The 17,572-nt window shown below is 45.1% G+C and carries 16 protein-coding genes; 5 read left to right on the top strand and 11 right to left on the bottom strand.

Features of this window, described 5'->3' with window-relative positions:
- Window positions 1-49: 49 nt before the first annotated feature.
- Genes QN079_RS03365 through QN079_RS03355 form a run of 3 tightly spaced genes read right to left on the bottom strand, consistent with a single transcriptional unit; the run spans window position 50 to window position 2,783 of the window.
- Window positions 50-181: a hypothetical protein gene (locus QN079_RS03365; protein ID WP_010747544.1), complete on the bottom strand. Its 132-nt coding sequence runs from the start codon at window positions 179-181 to the stop codon at window positions 50-52.
- Window positions 178-2,316: a ferrous iron transport protein B gene (feoB, locus tag QN079_RS03360; protein WP_289230384.1), complete on the bottom strand. Its 2,139-nt coding sequence runs from the start codon at window positions 2,314-2,316 to the stop codon at window positions 178-180. The genes QN079_RS03365 and feoB overlap by 4 nt, the downstream gene beginning before the upstream one ends.
- Window positions 2,316-2,783 carry a FeoA family protein gene (locus tag QN079_RS03355; protein ID WP_060793026.1) on the bottom strand — a complete coding sequence of 156 codons (468 nt, stop codon included), beginning with the start codon at window positions 2,781-2,783 and terminating at the stop codon, window positions 2,316-2,318. Before QN079_RS03355 ends, feoB begins: the two co-directional genes overlap by 1 nt.
- A 357-nt stretch (window positions 2,784-3,140) precedes the next feature.
- Here QN079_RS03355 and nrdH point away from each other — a divergent pair, with 357 nt between their 5' ends.
- The 3 genes from nrdH to nrdF all read left to right on the top strand — a co-directional run bounded on the left by nrdH (window position 3,141) and on the right by nrdF (window position 6,685).
- A complete protein-coding gene (nrdH, locus tag QN079_RS03350; protein WP_005225182.1) occupies window positions 3,141-3,365 on the top strand; it encodes a glutaredoxin-like protein NrdH in 225 nt (74 codons plus the stop codon).
- Window positions 3,366-3,462: 97 nt separating this feature from the next.
- Complete coding sequence (gene nrdE / locus QN079_RS03345) at window positions 3,463-5,622, top strand: class 1b ribonucleoside-diphosphate reductase subunit alpha (RefSeq protein ID WP_005225181.1); 2,160 nt, start codon at window positions 3,463-3,465, stop codon at window positions 5,620-5,622.
- A 97-nt stretch (window positions 5,623-5,719) separates the two neighbouring features.
- Window positions 5,720-6,685, top strand: a complete 966-nt coding sequence (gene nrdF, locus QN079_RS03340; RefSeq protein WP_289230383.1) for a class 1b ribonucleoside-diphosphate reductase subunit beta — start codon at window positions 5,720-5,722, stop codon at window positions 6,683-6,685.
- Window positions 6,686-6,744: 59 nt separating this feature from the next.
- Here nrdF and QN079_RS03335 read toward each other — a convergent pair whose 3' ends face one another.
- From QN079_RS03335 to QN079_RS03310, 6 genes are all read right to left on the bottom strand, one after another.
- Window positions 6,745-7,800: an alpha/beta hydrolase gene (locus tag QN079_RS03335; RefSeq protein WP_289230382.1), complete on the bottom strand. Its 1,056-nt coding sequence runs from the start codon at window positions 7,798-7,800 to the stop codon at window positions 6,745-6,747.
- Between the two features lie 90 nt (window positions 7,801-7,890).
- Complete coding sequence (locus tag QN079_RS03330) at window positions 7,891-8,607, bottom strand: MIP/aquaporin family protein (protein ID WP_005225178.1); 717 nt, start codon at window positions 8,605-8,607, stop codon at window positions 7,891-7,893.
- Window positions 8,600-10,429, bottom strand: a complete 1,830-nt coding sequence (gene glpO, locus QN079_RS03325) for a type 1 glycerol-3-phosphate oxidase (RefSeq protein ID WP_289230381.1) — start codon at window positions 10,427-10,429, stop codon at window positions 8,600-8,602. The genes QN079_RS03330 and glpO overlap by 8 nt, the downstream gene beginning before the upstream one ends.
- A gap of 3 nt (window positions 10,430-10,432) precedes the next feature.
- Window positions 10,433-11,953 carry a glycerol kinase GlpK gene (gene glpK, locus QN079_RS03320; protein ID WP_289230380.1) on the bottom strand — a complete coding sequence of 507 codons (1,521 nt, stop codon included), beginning with the start codon at window positions 11,951-11,953 and terminating at the stop codon, window positions 10,433-10,435.
- 131 nt (window positions 11,954-12,084) lie between these two features.
- Window positions 12,085-13,527: an AcpB/EbpR/MafR family transcriptional regulator gene (locus QN079_RS03315; RefSeq protein WP_213336131.1), complete on the bottom strand. Its 1,443-nt coding sequence runs from the start codon at window positions 13,525-13,527 to the stop codon at window positions 12,085-12,087.
- A complete protein-coding gene (locus QN079_RS03310; protein ID WP_118214655.1) occupies window positions 13,517-14,824 on the bottom strand; it encodes an NAD(P)/FAD-dependent oxidoreductase in 1,308 nt (435 codons plus the stop codon). The genes QN079_RS03315 and QN079_RS03310 overlap by 11 nt, the downstream gene beginning before the upstream one ends.
- A gap of 136 nt (window positions 14,825-14,960) precedes the next feature.
- On the opposite strand from QN079_RS03310, the gene QN079_RS03305 reads away from it, so the two are divergent.
- Entirely contained in the window at window positions 14,961-15,785 is an 825-nt protein-coding gene (locus tag QN079_RS03305) for a DUF92 domain-containing protein (RefSeq protein ID WP_118214654.1), read from the top strand.
- Window positions 15,786-15,846: 61 nt separating this feature from the next.
- On the opposite strand, the gene QN079_RS03300 is transcribed toward QN079_RS03305, so the two are convergent.
- Entirely contained in the window at window positions 15,847-16,557 is a 711-nt protein-coding gene (locus QN079_RS03300) for an MgtC/SapB family protein (RefSeq protein WP_034858162.1), read from the bottom strand.
- Here QN079_RS03300 and QN079_RS03295 point away from each other — a divergent pair.
- Window positions 16,543-16,848: a hypothetical protein gene (locus QN079_RS03295; RefSeq protein WP_225582128.1), complete on the top strand. Its 306-nt coding sequence runs from the start codon at window positions 16,543-16,545 to the stop codon at window positions 16,846-16,848. The two genes, QN079_RS03300 and QN079_RS03295, sit on opposite strands and share 15 nt — an antisense overlap.
- Here the strand turns inward: QN079_RS03295 and nagB are convergent.
- Window positions 16,789-17,490, bottom strand: a complete 702-nt coding sequence (gene nagB, locus QN079_RS03290; RefSeq protein ID WP_005225171.1) for a glucosamine-6-phosphate deaminase — start codon at window positions 17,488-17,490, stop codon at window positions 16,789-16,791. The genes QN079_RS03295 and nagB overlap by 60 nt on opposite strands.
- Window positions 17,491-17,572: the final 82 nt, after the last annotated feature.

The raw sequence follows: 17,572 nt of genomic DNA, 5'->3' as shown, positions 1-17,572 counted from the left end.
TTCTATAGTAGCTCTGATCTCAGAAATTTTGCCATCCTGAAGCTATCTGCTACTTTGCTTCCTCATGCTTCACAGGACAACTGCTATGACAATCAGAACAATGATCCTTTTTCACCATGCGGTACACCACACGGGTGCCATAGCCAAAAATCAGGCCGCTTAGAATTATTGTAGCAATCATTTTCCGCCTCCTACGACTTGGATCAAGGGTGCACTCCCTCGGAATGGTTTCTTCAACAGAGCAAATACCAATAGCCCAGCAATGAGGATTGCCGCGAAAACACCGAGCGTGAGGTGTCCGCCTTCAAAGATGACGTGCCCGAATTGGTAGACCAACAAACTGGCGCAGTACGCCAAGCCACATTGATAGCCGATGGCTAACCATGTCCACTTGCTGTCCCCCATTTCACGGTGGATCGCACCGATAGCTGCAAAACAAGGGGCACATAGTAAATTAAAGACGAGAAAAGAGTATGCGGCCACAGCAGTGTAATCGCCGCGCAACACTTGCCAAATCTCCGTCCCGCTTTCTGACAACTCCCCGGTTTGTCCGTAGAGGATCCCAAAGGTGCCGATCACATTTTCTTTGGCTACCAAGCCAGTGATCGTCGCCACGGCGCCTCGCCAGGTTCCCCAGCCTAGGGGAGCGAAAAGCGGCGCCAACAGTCGACCGAAAAAAGCCAAAATGCTATGGTCTTCTGTGACCCGCTGCAAGGCAAAGCTGTAGCTGGAGGTAAACCAGACAAAGATACAAGCCACAAAAATTATCGTACCGGCTTTTTTCACAAAAGCAATGGCTCGATCACAGGCACTTTTCAAAATCGTTGTTTGCTGCGGCAAGTGATACGCTGGCAGTTCCATAATAAATGGTGCCAGATCACCTGCAAATAAAGGCGTTTTTTTCAAGACGATCCCTGAAAAAATCACAGCACCCATGCCGACAAAATAAGCCGATGGTGCGACCCAACTATACTGAGGGAAAAAGGCTCCTGAGATCAATGCGATGATCGGCAATTTAGCAGAACAAGGCATGAAGGTCGTGACCATCACCGTCAACCGACGATCCTTTTCATTTTCAATCGTTCGGCTTGCCATCACCCCCGGCACCCCGCAACCGGTAGCGATCAACATGGGGATAAACGACTTGCCAGATAGACCAAACTTGCGAAACAGGCGGTCCATGACAAATGCTACCCGTGCCATGTACCCGCAGTCCTCCAAGATAGCCAAACAAAAAAACAGCACGAAGATCTGCGGCAAAAAGCCTAAGACCGCACCGACCCCTGCCACGATGCCATCTAAAATCAGTTCTTGCAGCCACTGGGCGACTTGCAGCTGTTCTAGCCAGTGCGCTGCTGTTTCGGGAATCCAGCTGCCAAATAATACATCATTGACCCAATCAGTACCAATCGTACCAATCGTCTGAATCGATAAATAGTAGATTCCCCACATAATGAAGGCAAAAATCGGTAGTGCCAATACGCGATGGGTCAACACACGGTCGATTTTGTCGCTGAAGGCTAAGTGCTGATCTGTTTCCTTGATGACTGCCAGCGCCAACAATTCTTCAATGAAGCCATAGCGCTCATTGACGAGAATGGCGTCACTGCTGTCTTTAAAGATCAGCTCTAAAATCGAAATCGTCTCCTGAAGGACTGCCTGCTGGGAATCAGTTAGTTTACACATCGTCTGAATCGCTTCATCTTTTTCGAAGAGTTTTATGGCAAACCAGCGTTTTTGCTGCTGAGGGATCGTCTCTGGCAAAATCGCCATGATCTCGGTCAAGCCAGCTTCTAGACGAGCATCGTAGCGGGGAGGAAGCGGTTGTGTGTTGGCTACATGCTTCGCTGCCTCGATCATTTTGGTTAAGCCGCGTTGCTTCAAAGCACTGATGCCCACTACGGGAATCCCTAGACCGTAAGCCAGCTTTTCGAAATTGATCTGCAAGCCTTTTTTCTTTAATAGGTCGATCATGTTGATGGCTGCCACAGTCGGGACATTCATTTCTAATAATTGCAATGTTAGATACAGGTTGCGCTCCAGGTTGGTTCCATCGATAATATTGATCACCGCGTCCAATGATGCTTCCATCAAATAATTGCGAGAAATCAGTTCTTCTGGTGTGTACGGCGACAAGGAATAGATCCCTGGTAGATCTTGGATCAAGACTTGTCGGTCTTTTCGCAGTCGCCCCGCTTTTCGTTCCACGGTAACGCCTGGCCAATTCCCCACTGTTTGTTTGGTACCGGTCAATTTATTGAAGGTACTCGTTTTTCCGCTATTGGGATTTCCTGCTAATGCAAAGTGATAGGTCATTACGCTTCGACTCCTTTTTCGACAAAAACCAACGCTGCTTCTTGCTTTCTCAAAGACAACTCATAGCCGCGGAGCCGAATCTCCATCGGATCACCCAAAGGAGCCAGCTTCACCACTTCCAAATGGACGTTTTTCGTAAGTCCCATATCCATCAATCGACGGCGCACCGCACCTTTGGCGGCGATCTGATTGACCTTCCCACTTTCACCGACTTGCAGCTGATCCAAAGAGGTAATGATGGTTTGCTGCTGGGTTTCTGTGACATCAATTTGTTCCATGACCCGTTCATCTAAAGCGATCCGCGTCCCTTGGTGTAAAATGATGCCGCCTTTGCGATCTTTTTGTACCACAACGATTTCAACGCCCGTGCGAATACCAAGATCATTTAAATGAGCCGTGATTTCTTTGGTGGTCGCCAACGAGTCAATTTTGTATGTTCCAGAAGCCCGAGTTTGCGCCATTTTCATTGCTTCTTACTCCTTTTGTGAAGTGTTGTTATAATTAACCTACTTTAATTGAGAATGATTATCATTATAATAGAGCCATTTCCATAAGAAGTCAATCTGTTTTGGGCCTCACTTTGAATCTTCCTTCACAATACGGATTTCTTTTACTCATTTTGATTGCATATCCCCTGTATTAATTACGCAAAAACCTTGTAATTCTAAGTATTTTCCGCTTTTTTCCCTTGCATAAAAAACACAGAAACACTATAAATTGTGTATGTCAAATTCACAAGCACAAGATATAGTGTTTTTTCGTTGACTTTCTCCGAGACTTATTTATACTAGGTTTATAACTATTACAACTCGGAGGAAACAATTATGAATATCAAACTATTTTCTAAAAACAACTGCATGCAATGTAAAATGGCGAAACGCTTTTTAAGTGAAAATCAGATTGCATTTGAAGAAATCAATATTGATAATGAGCCTGAAGCATTAGAATTTTTGAAAGAACAAGGATTCCAAAGTGTGCCAGTCATTACCTCTGATGCGCAAACGATCATCGGTTTCCGTCCAGATCAACTACGTCAATTAGCGAGCTAAGATTTTTCTCAATGTGATGCTTTTGAGGGATTTGTCAGTCGTCCAGACCGCAAGTCCTTTTTTATACGAACAAAACAAGAAAAGAGGTTAGCCATTTATGAGCTTGAAAGAAATCAAAGATGTCAGTTATTTCAAATTGAATAATGAGATCAACCGTCCAGTAGATGGTCAAATTCCATTAAATAAAGACAAAGAAGCCTTAGCGGCATTCTTTAAAGAAAACGTTGAACCAAATACCTTAACCTTTGCGACTGCAATGGACAAAATCAATTATTTGATTGAAAATGATTATTTAGAAGAAGAATTTATCAAAAAGTATCGCCCTGCCTTTATTGAGCAATTGTATCAATTCTTAGATGAGCAACACTTTACTTTCAAATCATTTATGGCTGCTTACAAGTTTTATTCACAATACGCATTAAAAACGAATGATGGTACCGCGTATCTAGAACGTTACGAAGATCGGGTGGCTTTCAACGCCCTTTACTTTGCGGATGGCAATGAAGAGTTAGCAATGAGCTTGGCAGATGAAATGATCTACCAACGTTACCAACCAGCAACCCCTTCTTTCTTGAATGCAGGACGCAAACGTCGCGGTGAGTTGGTTTCTTGTTTCTTGATCCAAATCACTGATGACATGAACGCGATCGGTCGTGGGATCAACTCCGCACTGCAACTTTCACGGATCGGCGGCGGTGTCGGGATCACGTTATCAAACTTGCGGGAAGCCGGCGCGCCTATCAAAGGCTACGAAGGGGCAGCAAGTGGTGTGATGCCTGTAATGAAATTGTTTGAAGATAGCTTCAGCTACTCAAACCAATTGGGTCAACGGCAAGGGGCTGGCGTGGTCTACTTGAACGTCTTCCACCCAGACATCATCAGCTTTTTATCAGCGAAAAAAGAAAATGCGGATGAAAAAATCCGTGTCAAAACCTTATCATTAGGTGTGATCGTACCTGACAAATTCTACGAATTGACGCGTAAAAATGAAGAGATGTATCTCTTTAGTCCCTACAGTGTCGAAAAAGAATATGGCGTGCCCTTCTCTTATGTCGATATCACCAAGGAATACGACAACTTAGTCATGAACCCACGGATTCGCAAAACCAAAATCAGAGCCCGTGATCTAGAAAACGAAATTTCTAAATTGCAGCAAGAATCTGGTTATCCTTATATCATCAATATCGATACAGCAAACCGCAGCAACCCAATTGATGGCAAGATCATCATGAGTAATCTTTGTTCCGAGATCCTTCAAGTCCAAGCACCATCTGAGATCAACGGCAAACAAGAATACGAAGTTTTAGGAACAGATATCAGCTGTAACTTAGGTTCCACCAATATCGTGAACTTGATGGACAGCCCTGACTTTGGGAAATCTGTTCGAGCAATGACTCGTGCCTTGACCTTTGTTACTGATGCGTCTGACATTGACGTAGTACCATCGATCCAAAATGGGAATGCCTTGAACCACACGATCGGTTTAGGCGCAATGGGCTTGCATACCTATTTTGCAAAAAATCAAATGGAATATGGTTCACCAGAATCCCTTGAATTTACTGATCTTTATTTCATGTTGTTGAACTATTGGACATTGGTTGAAAGCAATGCCATCGCCAAAGAAAAAGGCGAAGTTTTCCATAACTTTGAAAAATCAGCGTATGCAGACGGCAGCTACTTCACCGATTATATCCAAGGTGACTACCAACCAAAATCGGAAAAAGTCAAAGCATTGTTCGAAGGCGTCTTTTTACCAACTGGTGAAGATTGGGCAGCCTTGGCACAAACAGTCAAAGAAACCGGCTTGTATCACCAAAACCGCCTAGCCGTTGCACCAAATGGTTCGATCTCTTATATCAATGATACGAGTGCCAGCATCCACCCAATCACACGGATGATCGAAGAACGCCAAGAAAAGAAAATCGGAAAGATCTACTATCCAGCACCTTACTTGAGCAATGAGACGATCGGCTACTACAAATCAGCCTACGATATGGATATGCGCAAAGTGATCGATGTTTACGCAACTGCTCAAAAACACGTCGATCAAGGTATGAGTATGACCTTGTTTATGCGTTCAGATATTCCAGAAGGTCTTTATGAATGGAAAGAAACGACAAAACAAACCACCCGTGATTTGAACATCTTGCGTCACTATGCTTTCCACAAAGGCATCAAATCGATCTACTATGTACGGACCTTTACAGATGATGCAGAAGAGATCGGCAGCAACCAATGTGAAAGCTGCGTCATCTAATCCAACTTTTGCCTGAAAACGAACCAACCGCCTGCCCCTGCTCTTTCTTGACAGCGGGTCGGCTGTTGTCTTGATACGATTATTGGAGGAACCGACTATGGGTAAGACTTACTATGAAGCAATCAACTGGAATGAGATCGAAGATATCATCGATAAATCCACTTGGGAAAAATTAACAGAACAATTCTGGTTAGATACGCGGATCCCTTTATCAAATGACCTTGATGACTGGCGGACGCTATCACCATTAGAAAAAACAACGGTGGGCTACGTCTTTGGCGGCTTGACTTTATTAGATACCGTTCAATCAGAAAGCGGTATGGATCAACTGCGTAAAGATGTCCGCACCCCACATGAAGAAGCGGTCTTGAACAACATCCAATTTATGGAATCTGTCCATGCAAAAAGCTATTCATCGATTTTCAGCACCCTGAATACAAAAGCGGAGATCGCTGATATTTTTGAATGGACCAACACCAATCCATATTTGCAAAAGAAAGCCGAACGAATCAATGAGATCTACAAAAATGGCACACCGCTAGAGAAAAAAATCGCCAGTGTATTTCTAGAGACCTTCTTATTCTATTCAGGTTTCTATACACCCCTTTACTACTTAGGCAATAACAAACTAGCGAACGTAGCGGAGATCATCAAATTGATCATTCGTGACGAATCCGTTCACGGCACGTATATCGGCTACAAATTCCAATTAGGTTTCAACAAATTACCAGAAGACGAACAGCAAAAGCTGAAAGACTGGATGTACGACTTGTTGTATGAGTTGTATGAAAATGAAGAGCGTTATACCGAAGAATTATACGATGAGATCGGCTGGACCGAAGAAGTCAAAACCTTCTTGCGTTACAATGCCAATAAGGCTTTGATGAATCTAGGTCAAGACCCGCTTTTCCCAGATACCGCCAACGATGTCAATCCAATCGTCATGAACGGTATTTCAACTGGTACCAGCAACCACGACTTCTTCTCACAAGTTGGGAACGGGTATCTGCTTGGTTCCGTGGAAGCGATGAAAGACGATGACTACTTCATCGGACTTGATTGATCTGCTGACAAATAAACACCTTGTTTCTCGCCAATTGAGGGTGAGAAACAAGGTGTTTTTTAGTGAGCCAACTGGTCTTTGATAAAGGTCAACGTTTCTGTCAAACAGGCCTGTGCTTGGGGCAAGCTATAATCAAATTGGTATTCGTGGGTCACCGTTTCCGAATCCCCTTTGTAAAAGCGACTCGTCACGGGAATATCAAGAGCTTGCAGCTGGTTGGCAAAAGCAATGCCTTGGTCTTCAAAGGAATAGGCATTGCCATCCGTGATATACGTTGGTGGAAAATCAGCCGTCAATTTATCCACCAGTGAGATCTCCTGCAGTTGGGGACTATCTTGCCATACTTTTTTTCCTAATAACGACCAAGCCACCGTTTTGACAAAGAATTTCATAAAGCGATCATCTGAAGAAGTCCCAGCGATCTGCTTCAAATCAAGCGGTCCGCAATAGGAAATAAACCCTTTCAGGGCCGATGCAGGAATGTCTTGATCAAAGGACATTTCCTTCGCATACGCTGGATTGGTTTGCAGCGCCACATATTGCCCAGCGATTTGGGCTCCTGCAGAATCCCCGCCGAAGAAGAGTTGATCGAAATCCAGCATGGGGTATGCTTGGGCATCTGCTTTGATCGAGTCTACCGCTTGGGCTACTTGTTTGACCTGTCCAGGATAATGCAGACTTGGTGCCCATTCATAATTAATCGAAATCACAGCGGCTTTGGTTTCATCGACGACATAGGTCGCAAACTCTTTGACCCCTTCTTTGTCTCCGCCGACATAGCCGCCCCCATGGACCCAAAAAATGACTGGAACAGGGCCTTGTGCCTCTTTGGGATAATATAGATCAAAGGTACTACGTTGATAATCCGATTGATACGTCAAGTCCTGTTTGACAGTCACATTCGGCAAACTTTTTTGATAAGCTGCCTCATCCTTGATGGTCACTTCTTGGTTAAACAGATGACCGATCAAAAAAGCCCCCGGTCGTGGGGAGAGTTGAAAAGCCAGAAAAACGGCAGCTAAGAGTCCGATCAGGACAATCGCCACCCACATGAAAAAGCGCAGAATTTTTTTCAAGTAAAAGCTCCTTCCTTCGTTCTGTTTCAGCTTTTTCATTTAACCATGTTTTTTTAGCAAATTCAATGACAATTGCTAAAGATTAAAAAAGGATGATACCAATAGGCATCATCCTTAAAATAACATCGTTTATAATGGCAACATCATAAACAAACCAGCTGCGATCGCTGCCCCGATCATTGGACCGATGATTGGTACTAACGCATAACCCCAATCGGAAGTCCCTTTGTTTTTGATTGGCAAGATTTGGTGAGCGATCCGTGGTCCTAAGTCCCGTGCCGGGTTGATGGCATAGCCTGTTGGTCCACCAAGCGACAGCCCGATCGCTAAGATCAAGATCCCAACGACGATGGGATTTAATCCATCCGTAAAGGTATTGGCACCAAAAGCCAATAAGCCAAAGACTAAGACAAAGGTACCAATCACTTCAGTGATGGTATTCGATACTAAATTACGAACCGCAGGCCCTGTTGCAAAGGTACCTAAAATCGCGCCTTGGTCTTTTGTTTCATCCCATAATGGCAAGTAGTTGAGCCAAACGAGGATCGCCCCTACGATCGCACCAGCAATTTGTGCCAGCATAAACGGTACAGCCAAGCTCCAAGAAAAATTCCCCGTCATCGCCATGCCTAATGTAACGGCTGGATTCAAGTGAGCAGGTCCCATGTACCCTGAAACGTAAACGGCAATCGTTACCGCTGTCGCCCAGCCCATTGCGATCACGATCCAGCCAGAGGCTTCTGCTTTACTCTTTTTCAGATTGACAGCCGCACACACACCATCCCCTAACAAAACCAAAATAGCCGTTCCTAGAAATTCACTAAAGATCTGGGTTGTTTCATTCATCTTTTTTTCCTCCTTTTAAGGCTGTTAAATCTGATTCTGCGATCACTTGGTTCAATTCGGCTACACGGGCTGCTTTTTCTTCCTCGCTCCAGCCAAAGAAGTCGGTCATAGCTGCAACGACACCGGCTTTGACTTCATCTAAGGTGTCTCGCATAAATAGGATATGGTTGGTCCGACGCAATAGATAATCGACAGGCGTTAGAACCATTTCTTCATGCAAGGAATAGTTCAAGGCCGTACTTTCTTTTTCATCTAAGCCCTCAAACTTCGTCTTGTAGTTCAATACTTGGGGAAGATTCGACCCATAAAGATGAGCCAAATACGTCGCAGCTGCTTCATCGAATCCAGCGGCTTGCGCTTGGTCAGCCAGCTTCGCTAATTCTTCCTCTACATTGGCTGCATCAAGCTCACCACCAGAAACTGTGTACGTGGTTGAATCCACCAACTCGAAGGATGCACCGCTTTCTTGGAGCAATTCATTGATCCGTTTAACTGCTCCTTCCGCCATCAAGCGATAATCGGTGATTTTCCCCCCTGCCAACGTCAATAGTCCGTCTTTTGAGCGTTCCAAACTGCTGCCGCGAGAAACTTGCGATGGATCCACTTTGCTGGCTTCTACTCGTTCTTGTGCTTGTTTTACAGCTTTTTCTACGACTGGTCGCTGCCGCTCATCTTCAAGATACTCTTTGACGCTTTCAACGATCTGCTCAAAGCTTTCATCCGATAGTTTGCCTTTACCGCCGCCATTGTAATCAGACCCGCCATTATTCACAATCAACGGACGCAATCCTGCCCAGCTCGCTTCGATATCATCAAGGGTGATCTGAGCGTGAGGGAAGCGTTCATTCACGATGGTCAGTAGATAATCAACATCTTCTTGCGTGACCGTTGGATGGGCGAAATCGCCTGTATAATCCGTATCGGTTGTGCCAAAATAGGTCTTATTTTCTCTTGGTACCACGAAAACCATCCGACCATCATTTTTCCCAGTATCAAAATAGGTTGGTTGCGGCACTTTTAGTTTTTCCCGATCGACCACTAAATGGACACCTTTCGTCGGACGCATTTGTGGCGGCAGCTCATCATTCTTGTCTAATTGACGAACGATGTCTGACCAAGGGCCTGTCGTGTTGATCACGACTTTAGCGTGAACCTCAAAGCGCTCGTTTGTCAGTTGGTCCTCCACTTCTACCCCATTGATGATGCCTTGCTCATCATGTAAGATGCCGACGACTTTGGCTTTACTGATCATTGCTGCCCCATCGGCTTTTGCTCGTTTGATGTTTTCGATCACCAAGCGGGCATCGTTGTTGCGAAAATCAAGATAGACACCGCCACCGACTAAGTTTTCCGCCTGCAGCTGAGGTTCGCGTTCTAAGACCTCTTCTTTCGTCAGCAGATAATTTTCGTATTTACTGCCTGTCACATTCGCTAAGCGATCATAAAGATCCATCGCCACTTTGACAGAAAACAAGGAGAAGGTTGCCCCTGGTTCATCATAGATTGGCAAAAGCATTGGATCTGGTTTCGGGATATGCGGAGCAATTTGCTGCACGATCGCCCGCTCCCGCACGGTGTCAGCGACCACTTCCACGTCAAAGGTTTTCAAATAACGAATACCGCCATGAACGAGTTTGGTGGACCGCGAAGACGTTCCTTCGGCAAAATCCTGCATTTCCAAAAGCACCGTCTTCATCCCAGCGGCTGCGGTTTGAACAGCAACCCCCGCGCCAGTGATCCCACCACCGATGATCAATACATCATAGGTGGTCTTTGCCGCTTCTTGAATGGTTTGCTTCCGATCTTTATGTGAAAAGGTCATGGCTTACTCGCCTTCTTTCTTCGCTTTGAATTTGAAGGTCTGAGTAGCTGCCACCGCTTGTTTCCAGCCTTCGTACAAATTGTCTCTTTCTTCTGCTGGCATTTCTGGTGTAAACATTCGCCCTTCTTCTGCCATTGATTTCAATTCATCCAAGTCTTTCCAGAAGCCAACCGCTAGCCCTGCCAAGTAAGCTGCACCTAATGCGGTTGTTTCCAGATTCGCAGCTCGTTGCACGTCAATGTCTAAAATGTCCGCTTGGAACTGCATCAATAGATCGTTTTTGGCTGCACCGCCATCGACTTTCAGCAATGGGATATCGATGCCAGAATCTTTTTTCATCGTGTCGATGACATCTTTTGATTGATACGCAACAGCTTGCAATGTTGCCCGAACAAAATCTTCCTTCGTCGTCCCACGAGTCAAGCCAAAGACGGCTCCTCTTGCATCTGAATCCCAATAGGGTGCACCCAATCCAGTAAAGGCAGGCACCACATACACTTCATTATCGCCTTTTGCTTTGGCAGCTATTTCTTCTGATTGCGGAGAAGACTCGATCATTCGTAGACCGTCCCGCAGCCATTGGATCGCTGATCCAGCAACGAAGATACTTCCTTCTAAGGCATAATAGACTTTGCCGTTGATGCCATACCCGATGGTCGTCAGTAGGTCATTGTCAGACAATTGTGGTTCTTCACCCGTATTCATGACGATAAATGCCCCAGTGCCGTAAGTATTTTTGATCATGCCTTTTTCAAAGGCCATTTGTCCAAAGAGGGCGGCTTGTTGGTCCCCAGCCATTCCAGCGATTGGTACTTCACTGCCGTAAAAATGGTAGCTGCGGGTGTGACCATAGACTTCTGAGTTGCTTTTGACTTCTGGTAACATCGAGCTTGGAATGTTCAAAAGATCCAAGATTTCTTGATCCCATTCTAATTTATGGATATTGTAAAGCATCGTCCGACTAGCATTGGAGTAGTCGGTGACATGGACTTGCCCATCTGTCAGTTTCCACACAAGCCATGAATCGATCGTTCCGAAAAGTAGCTCGCCATTATCCGCCTTTTCTTGTGCCCCTTCGATATTGTCTAAAAGCCAGCGCACCTTGGTCGCTGAGAAATACGCATCAATGACTAACCCAGTTTTTTCATGAATCATCTCTGTATGGCCATCTGCTTTTAATTGGTCAGCGATCGGTGAAGATTGGCGGGATTGCCAAACGATTGCATTTGCGATCGGCTGGCCTGTCGTTTTGTCCCAAACCACTGTCGTTTCACGCTGGTTGGTGATCCCGATGCCGGCGATTGCTTCTGGTCGGATACCTGATTCAATAAATGCCCCTGCGATGACTGATTGGACAGAGTTCCAAATTTCGTTGGCGTTGTGTTCTACCCAACCCGATTTTGGAAAGTATTGCGGAAACTCTTTTTGTGAACTGCCGATTTTTTTCCCATTACGATCAAAAATAATTGCTCTTGAACTAGTGGTTCCTTGGTCGATCGCCATTACATAATTTTTTTCTGCCATTTGATTCGCTCCCTTTAGTTTTTTATACGCTTTTCTTGTTAGCGCTTTCTGACTTGCTTTTATTTTAGCTGAACTTTCGCAATGTGGTTCGTCAATTTTTTTTCAAATTTCTAAGAAATTGACGAAATCCACTATTGAAAGCGTTCGCGGATCATTTTTTTGATCGTTTCCCGGTCATAAGCGGTACCTAGTTCACTGATTCGATAAGTCGGTGTTTTCGTCTCGATAGCATAATTTGCCAAGATCAAGTCATATTCTTGTTCTGGGCGATAGCGTTCTACGACTACGCCATTCAAATTTTTGAGATACAGCAGCCACATGTAGTAGAGGGCTTCTTTAAACAGTTCATCCATTTTCAAAGCGATCCCGACGCGAAACTCCCGATTGATTTGATAATCGATGATCGTGATCACGCTCAAGTATTTGACCATCGTCATCATCAACAAACTATTTTTATCAGATGGCTTGATATCAAGCTCTGCTAAAGCCTTATCCAATAGTTCGTTACTGATTTGCTGGATGTTACGACTGGATAGCTGCGCTTCTAACTGCCAAATATTTTCTCGATCAAAAACCTCCACATCCCCTTTGAAAAAATACACGCGGCTGTGGATCTGCAGCAGGTGACCATAACAAGTGGCTTCGATTTCACGGGGAACAAACGATGGGCGGTAGAGATGCAAAATATGTTCCAAAATCAAGGTATCCGTCAAGGCAGTTGGCGTAAACCGAGAACGCTGCAGCATATACACTTGCAGATCGTGTTCGGATAACACCGAGAACGACAGTAAAAAGACAAAGTGCAGCATCGCCTCCTCTTCTCTGACTTCTAATGCATAATGGCCAAACCCACGAAATACTAACTCCCGTAATTGCTGAAACAAAGGATCTTTCGTGTAGGGTACCATTTTCTCCCGTAAGACTTGAAAGGATTGAGTAGTAATTTTCAGTCGCGCCTTCATAATCCTCAGCCATAAGGACAAGCGCTGTTGGGCTTCTTTCGTGAAGGTCATGTTCAGACCTCGTGTGATCAGACCGACGTATTTTTCATCGATCGGCAGCGGCTGACTGCCGAAAGAATGGACATACCAAAAGAGTTCAAAATAGAAATAACGAATTTGCGTTTCTTCCCCAATCAGCTTTCCTTGCCAGATCTCTAACTCGAATTCTGCTAGCAAGCCATTTAGCTCTTTGATTTTGCGAAACAAGGATGACTCGCTGACCGCTAATTTTTGTGCCAGCTGGACAGTGGTCACCTCTTGATGCTGCAAAAGATGCTCGAGGATTTGAAATTTCAATGCTGAACGATAAAACGCCCATTCGATTTGATTGAGGGAAAAAGTGGGACTCATTTCAAAGACCAGGACACCTTTTCGATAATACAACCGACACTGCTCTTGGTAGTGAGCCAGCTCATCTTGCAACTCCTCCACATATTTTTCCAAGGAAGGCTTACTGATGCCAAGATAGCTCGCCAGCTCGTGCAGCTCCATTTTTCCGCCCACCAGTAAAAGCTTTTTGAGCAGCTGCAATTGCTTTGCTTCTTTTTTTTCTAATAACTGATCAAGTCTCATCGGCATCACTTCCCGACCACAGAAAAGTTTCGTCGATTACATTAGTGAATCGTGGATGGAAGAAAAAGTCTTTTTGGGTCAACTCCTCCATCGTTGCCTGCTGCTCGATCGCAAACGCTAGTAAATTGATTTTTTCCAAAATATTGGCTTTTGATAAAAGCTGCGCACCAACGATTCGGCCGCTGGCTTGTTCGATCATCACTTTTCCATGAACCTGTGTTGGATCAAACAAGGAACTGGCGGCAGTAAACGCATGACAGACGATCGGAGATTCGAAGAAAAACCGATCCGACTCGGTCAAGCCGGTGCTTGCTAAGTACCACCCAAACAGTTGCGTTCCGACTGTCCGCAATCCGCCACGAAACGGGGTGGTTTTGCTTGCCAGATTACGAGCTGCTGCGATTCCTGAGCGAACAGCATTGTTGACTAAGGGCATATAGACCGTGTCTTTCGTAATAGCATTTGGAATTTGGATCAAATCGCCGACCGCAAAAATATCCGTGGCAGAAGTTTCCAAGTAAGCATCTGTCCAGATGGTTTGATCACTGTGTAATTCAAAGACCGCAAATGCCTCTGGCAAGCGAGGATGAACGTTGACTGTCGTCAATACCAGATCGCTTTCATAGCCTTGATCGGCGGTTTCGATCCGAAAGCCTGTTTCCGTTTTAACGACTGCCAAAGTTGGCTTGGACCAATGCAGCTGCAAGTTGGGGATTTTTTCGATCTCCGTTAAAAAGGGCTGCAAAAAATCGTGATCAAAGTACTTGAATAAAGGATATGACATTGATTCGATCACACTGACTTTTTTTCCGATCGCAGTCAAGGTATTCGCCGCTTCCATCCCCGCTTGACCAGCACCTACGATGGTAATCGACTCTGCTTGGGGCAATTGCTGCAAGAAATGCTTGGCTGCCTCATATTCCTTGTAGGTCAGTAGTGCTTCTTCTGGTTGTGGCAAAACAGTGGAATCTTGACTGGAGCCTGCTGCCAAGACGAGTCGATCATAACTTAGTTCTCGCTGATCCGTTCGAATCCGATGATCCGAAGGAAAAATCTCCAGAAGCGTTTCTTCTAAGGCAACGTCGATCGTTTCTGCCTCCAGCTGCTCCTTCGTACAAAAGAATGCTTCTTCCAGCGATGCGATCCTGCCTTCGATCAGCAATAACAAACCGCTTGGAACAAACCCAAGATGGGCTTTTTTTTCTATCAATAAAATCTCTGCGTCAGGGTATAATCGGCGTGCTTCACGGGCGCAGCTGACACCCCCAAAGGACCCGCCTATGATAATGATTTTCATTGGATCACCTCTCTCCCTTAGCTTAAATGAAACGCTCTCATTTGACGAGTAAAAAGCTATCAGGCTGACTATTTTTTTGTTAACTGCGGTAAAATAAATGAGACCTATGCTACACTATACGCAAAGGAGTGTTCAAATGGTTTTCTTTTATCAATTCATGCTGGGATTGTTTGCCAGCATATTCGTTGCAGCGGCAGCATTCGTCTTTCAGTGGCTGACTGTTTCTGGCGCACTGGCTGCGATTCTTTGCGGCACACTGGTCATTGGCTTTGGTCCGTGGTACAGCATCTTTTTGATTGGCTTTTTCTTTGCCAGCTCTGGCATCATTGGTCTTTTAAAGAAAATGCGCAGTCAGCCAGAGTTAGCTGTGCTTGCCAAAGGTGCTCGCCGTGATGCAAAACAAGTCTTTGCGAACATCACACCAAGCATCTTTGCGCTACTGCTTGCCTTTTGGACGAAAGAACCGCTATTCCTTTGGGGATTTGTGGCGGGAATCGCTAGCTGTACGGCTGACACTTGGGGCTCAGAAATCGGCGTGCTAAGTCCAAGTCAACCGCGTCACTTACTTACGGGAAAAAAATTACCACCAGGACTTTCCGGCGGTGTCAGTTGGTTGGGAACTGCCGCTTCCCTAGCAGGGAGTCTCGCCATCACTGGTTTATTCGCAACAGCCTTATGGTTGAACGGCAAGCCGTTCTCATTTGATCTCTGGTTGACCTTGACTGCCTTAGGCTTTGGCGGTAGTCTCTTGGACAGCTTACTGGGCGCAACGATTCAGGTGCGCTATCAATGCCCTGTCTGTCACCAATACACCGAAAAAAAAGTCCATCACGACGTTGCCACCAAGCAAGTCGGCGGTCTTTCCTTTGTAACGAATGAAGAGGTCAATTTGCTGACTTCAATAGTGATCGTTATTTTGACTGTATGTTTCTTTTACTTAAAAATGTCTACCGCATCATAAAAAAAGCAGCAAAGCACGTCACTAATGTGAGGTGTCTTGCTGCTTTTTGACTCAATACCGATTAAGCAATATCCACTAAGCGGATCTTCGTGACATTTTTGTAGACAGACAATTCTTCGATCACTTCAGAAAAGCCTAGTCCTCGGGGGAGATCAATCGTATAAATGTTGGTATAAATGCGATAGTCTTCCATGAATTTGACATCAAAATTGACATCTTCGATCACGATATTTTTCTCTTGGAAGTACTCCGTCAAAAACTCTTTGGTCTCGGTGCGATGGATGTACTGGATCTCTAATTTTTTTGCTGTCGGTACACGGACGATCCGCTTAACGATCGTCAATGCAAAGAAGATCCCGATAAAACTGCTTAATGCGATGGTGTAAAAGCCCATCCCGATGGCAATTCCTAAACCTGCGATCGCCCATAAGGAAGCAGCCGTCGTCAACCCCGTCACCGAGCGCTTCGTCACAATGATCGTTCCAGCGCCTAGAAAACCGACCCCGCTGACGACTTGTGCGATCAATCGTGCTTCGTCTGAACGAATCACGCCTGCTAAATCTGGATGATCCAGCGCATCTCGCATGGCACCTGTGGCGATCTCCACTTGGATCAATGCAATGACACAAGCTCCCATGCAAACCAAGATATGGGTTCTAAGACCAGCTGGTCGGCTTTTGTATTGCCGCTCGTACCCAATCGCTCCTCCCATGATCATTGCCAGCAGCAATCTCAGCGCTACTTCAGGAATGGATAAATGCATATCAACCATTTGCATCCCTCTTTTCTTCGTATTCTCTCTTTTAACTATAGCATCTCTGATGAAAAAAAGAAAAAAACAGCGCCGAATCAGCCAAATAAAAAAGCCCCCTCAGAAAATAAGCAAGTTAGCTATAAACCATTGCTCGCAGCTGCGCTGGCGCTACTGCACAAGCGCAGGGGGAAGCTGCGAGGATGGCTCATTTTTCCTTCTGACTTATTTCTGAAAAGGGCTGATTTTGTTTTACAGGTTGCTGGCAGCAGCCTCATCGATGATCACGATCACATCATCATGCTTTTGTAAAACAGAAGCTGGTAATTCGTTGGTTACGGGTCCTTCAATCATTTTTTGGATCGCATCCGCTTTGACTTCGCCAAATGCCATCAAAATGATTTTTTTGCTTTGCATAATCGAACCGATCCCCATTGAAATTGCCGTCGTTGGGACGTCTTCGACTTTATCAAAGTAGCGTTTGTTGGCATTGATGGTTGATTCAGTCAAATCAACGACTGAGGTCGTTCCTTCAAAGGATGCACCAGGTTCGTTGAAGCCGATATGTCCGTTTTGTCCAATACCCAAGATTTGGATATCAACTGGGTGATCCGCAATCACGCTATCGTAGCGTTGGCATTCTGCTTCTAAGTCTTCCGCTTTGCCGTTTGGTACGAAGGTTTCTTTGAATGGTTTTTTATTGAATAAATGAGCATTCATGAAGTAGCGATAGCTTTGTTCGTCTTCGCCGCCTAGTCCTACGTATTCATCTAAGTTGACTGAAGTCATTTCTGAAAAATCAACTTCACTGGCAGTCATTTCTGCATAAAGGGTCTCTGGCGTGCTTCCTGTTGCTAAGCCTAGGACCTTGGCGCCATTTGCCATACCTTCTTGAATCAATTCAAAAGCTTTCTTTCCGCCTTGAGCAGCATCTTTAACGCGAATAATTTCCATGATCAGCGCTCCGTTTCTATTTGGTATAGTCCAATAATACCACAGGTTGTGTTTGATTACAATAATTAGTCTAGACCAGATG

Origin of the sequence: Enterococcus sp. FZMF, from assembly GCF_030263915.1 — a bacterium.
In the GTDB taxonomy this organism is placed as follows: Bacteria; Bacillota; Bacilli; order Lactobacillales; family Enterococcaceae; genus Enterococcus_D; species Enterococcus_D casseliflavus.
Note: the sequence above shows the minus strand (reverse complement) of the source record. Positions and strands in the feature narration are given on the sequence as shown.

Coding starts and splice junctions, on each gene's coding strand:
- feoB (WP_289230384.1), bottom strand. CDS start 2,316: ATGACCTATCACTTTGCATTAGCAGGAAATCCCAATAGCGGAAAAACG.
- QN079_RS03315 (WP_213336131.1), bottom strand. CDS start 13,527: ATGAGACTTGATCAGTTATTAGAAAAAAAAGAAGCAAAGCAATTGCAG.
- QN079_RS03310 (WP_118214655.1), bottom strand. CDS start 14,824: ATGAAAATCATTATCATAGGCGGGTCCTTTGGGGGTGTCAGCTGCGCC.
- QN079_RS03330 (WP_005225178.1), bottom strand. CDS start 8,607: ATGAATGAAACAACCCAGATCTTTAGTGAATTTCTAGGAACGGCTATT.
- nagB (WP_005225171.1), bottom strand. CDS start 17,490: ATGGAAATTATTCGCGTTAAAGATGCTGCTCAAGGCGGAAAGAAAGCT.
- QN079_RS03305 (WP_118214654.1), top strand. CDS start 14,961: ATGGTTTTCTTTTATCAATTCATGCTGGGATTGTTTGCCAGCATATTC.
- QN079_RS03365 (WP_010747544.1), bottom strand. CDS start 181: ATGATTGCTACAATAATTCTAAGCGGCCTGATTTTTGGCTATGGCACC.
- nrdH (WP_005225182.1), top strand. CDS start 3,141: ATGAATATCAAACTATTTTCTAAAAACAACTGCATGCAATGTAAAATG.
- QN079_RS03355 (WP_060793026.1), bottom strand. CDS start 2,783: ATGAAAATGGCGCAAACTCGGGCTTCTGGAACATACAAAATTGACTCG.
- nrdE (WP_005225181.1), top strand. CDS start 3,463: ATGAGCTTGAAAGAAATCAAAGATGTCAGTTATTTCAAATTGAATAAT.
- glpO (WP_289230381.1), bottom strand. CDS start 10,429: ATGACCTTTTCACATAAAGATCGGAAGCAAACCATTCAAGAAGCGGCA.
- QN079_RS03335 (WP_289230382.1), bottom strand. CDS start 7,800: ATGAAAAAGCTGAAACAGAACGAAGGAAGGAGCTTTTACTTGAAAAAA.
- glpK (WP_289230380.1), bottom strand. CDS start 11,953: ATGGCAGAAAAAAATTATGTAATGGCGATCGACCAAGGAACCACTAGT.
- QN079_RS03300 (WP_034858162.1), bottom strand. CDS start 16,557: ATGGTTGATATGCATTTATCCATTCCTGAAGTAGCGCTGAGATTGCTG.
- nrdF (WP_289230383.1), top strand. CDS start 5,720: ATGGGTAAGACTTACTATGAAGCAATCAACTGGAATGAGATCGAAGAT.
- QN079_RS03295 (WP_225582128.1), top strand. CDS start 16,543: ATGCATATCAACCATTTGCATCCCTCTTTTCTTCGTATTCTCTCTTTT.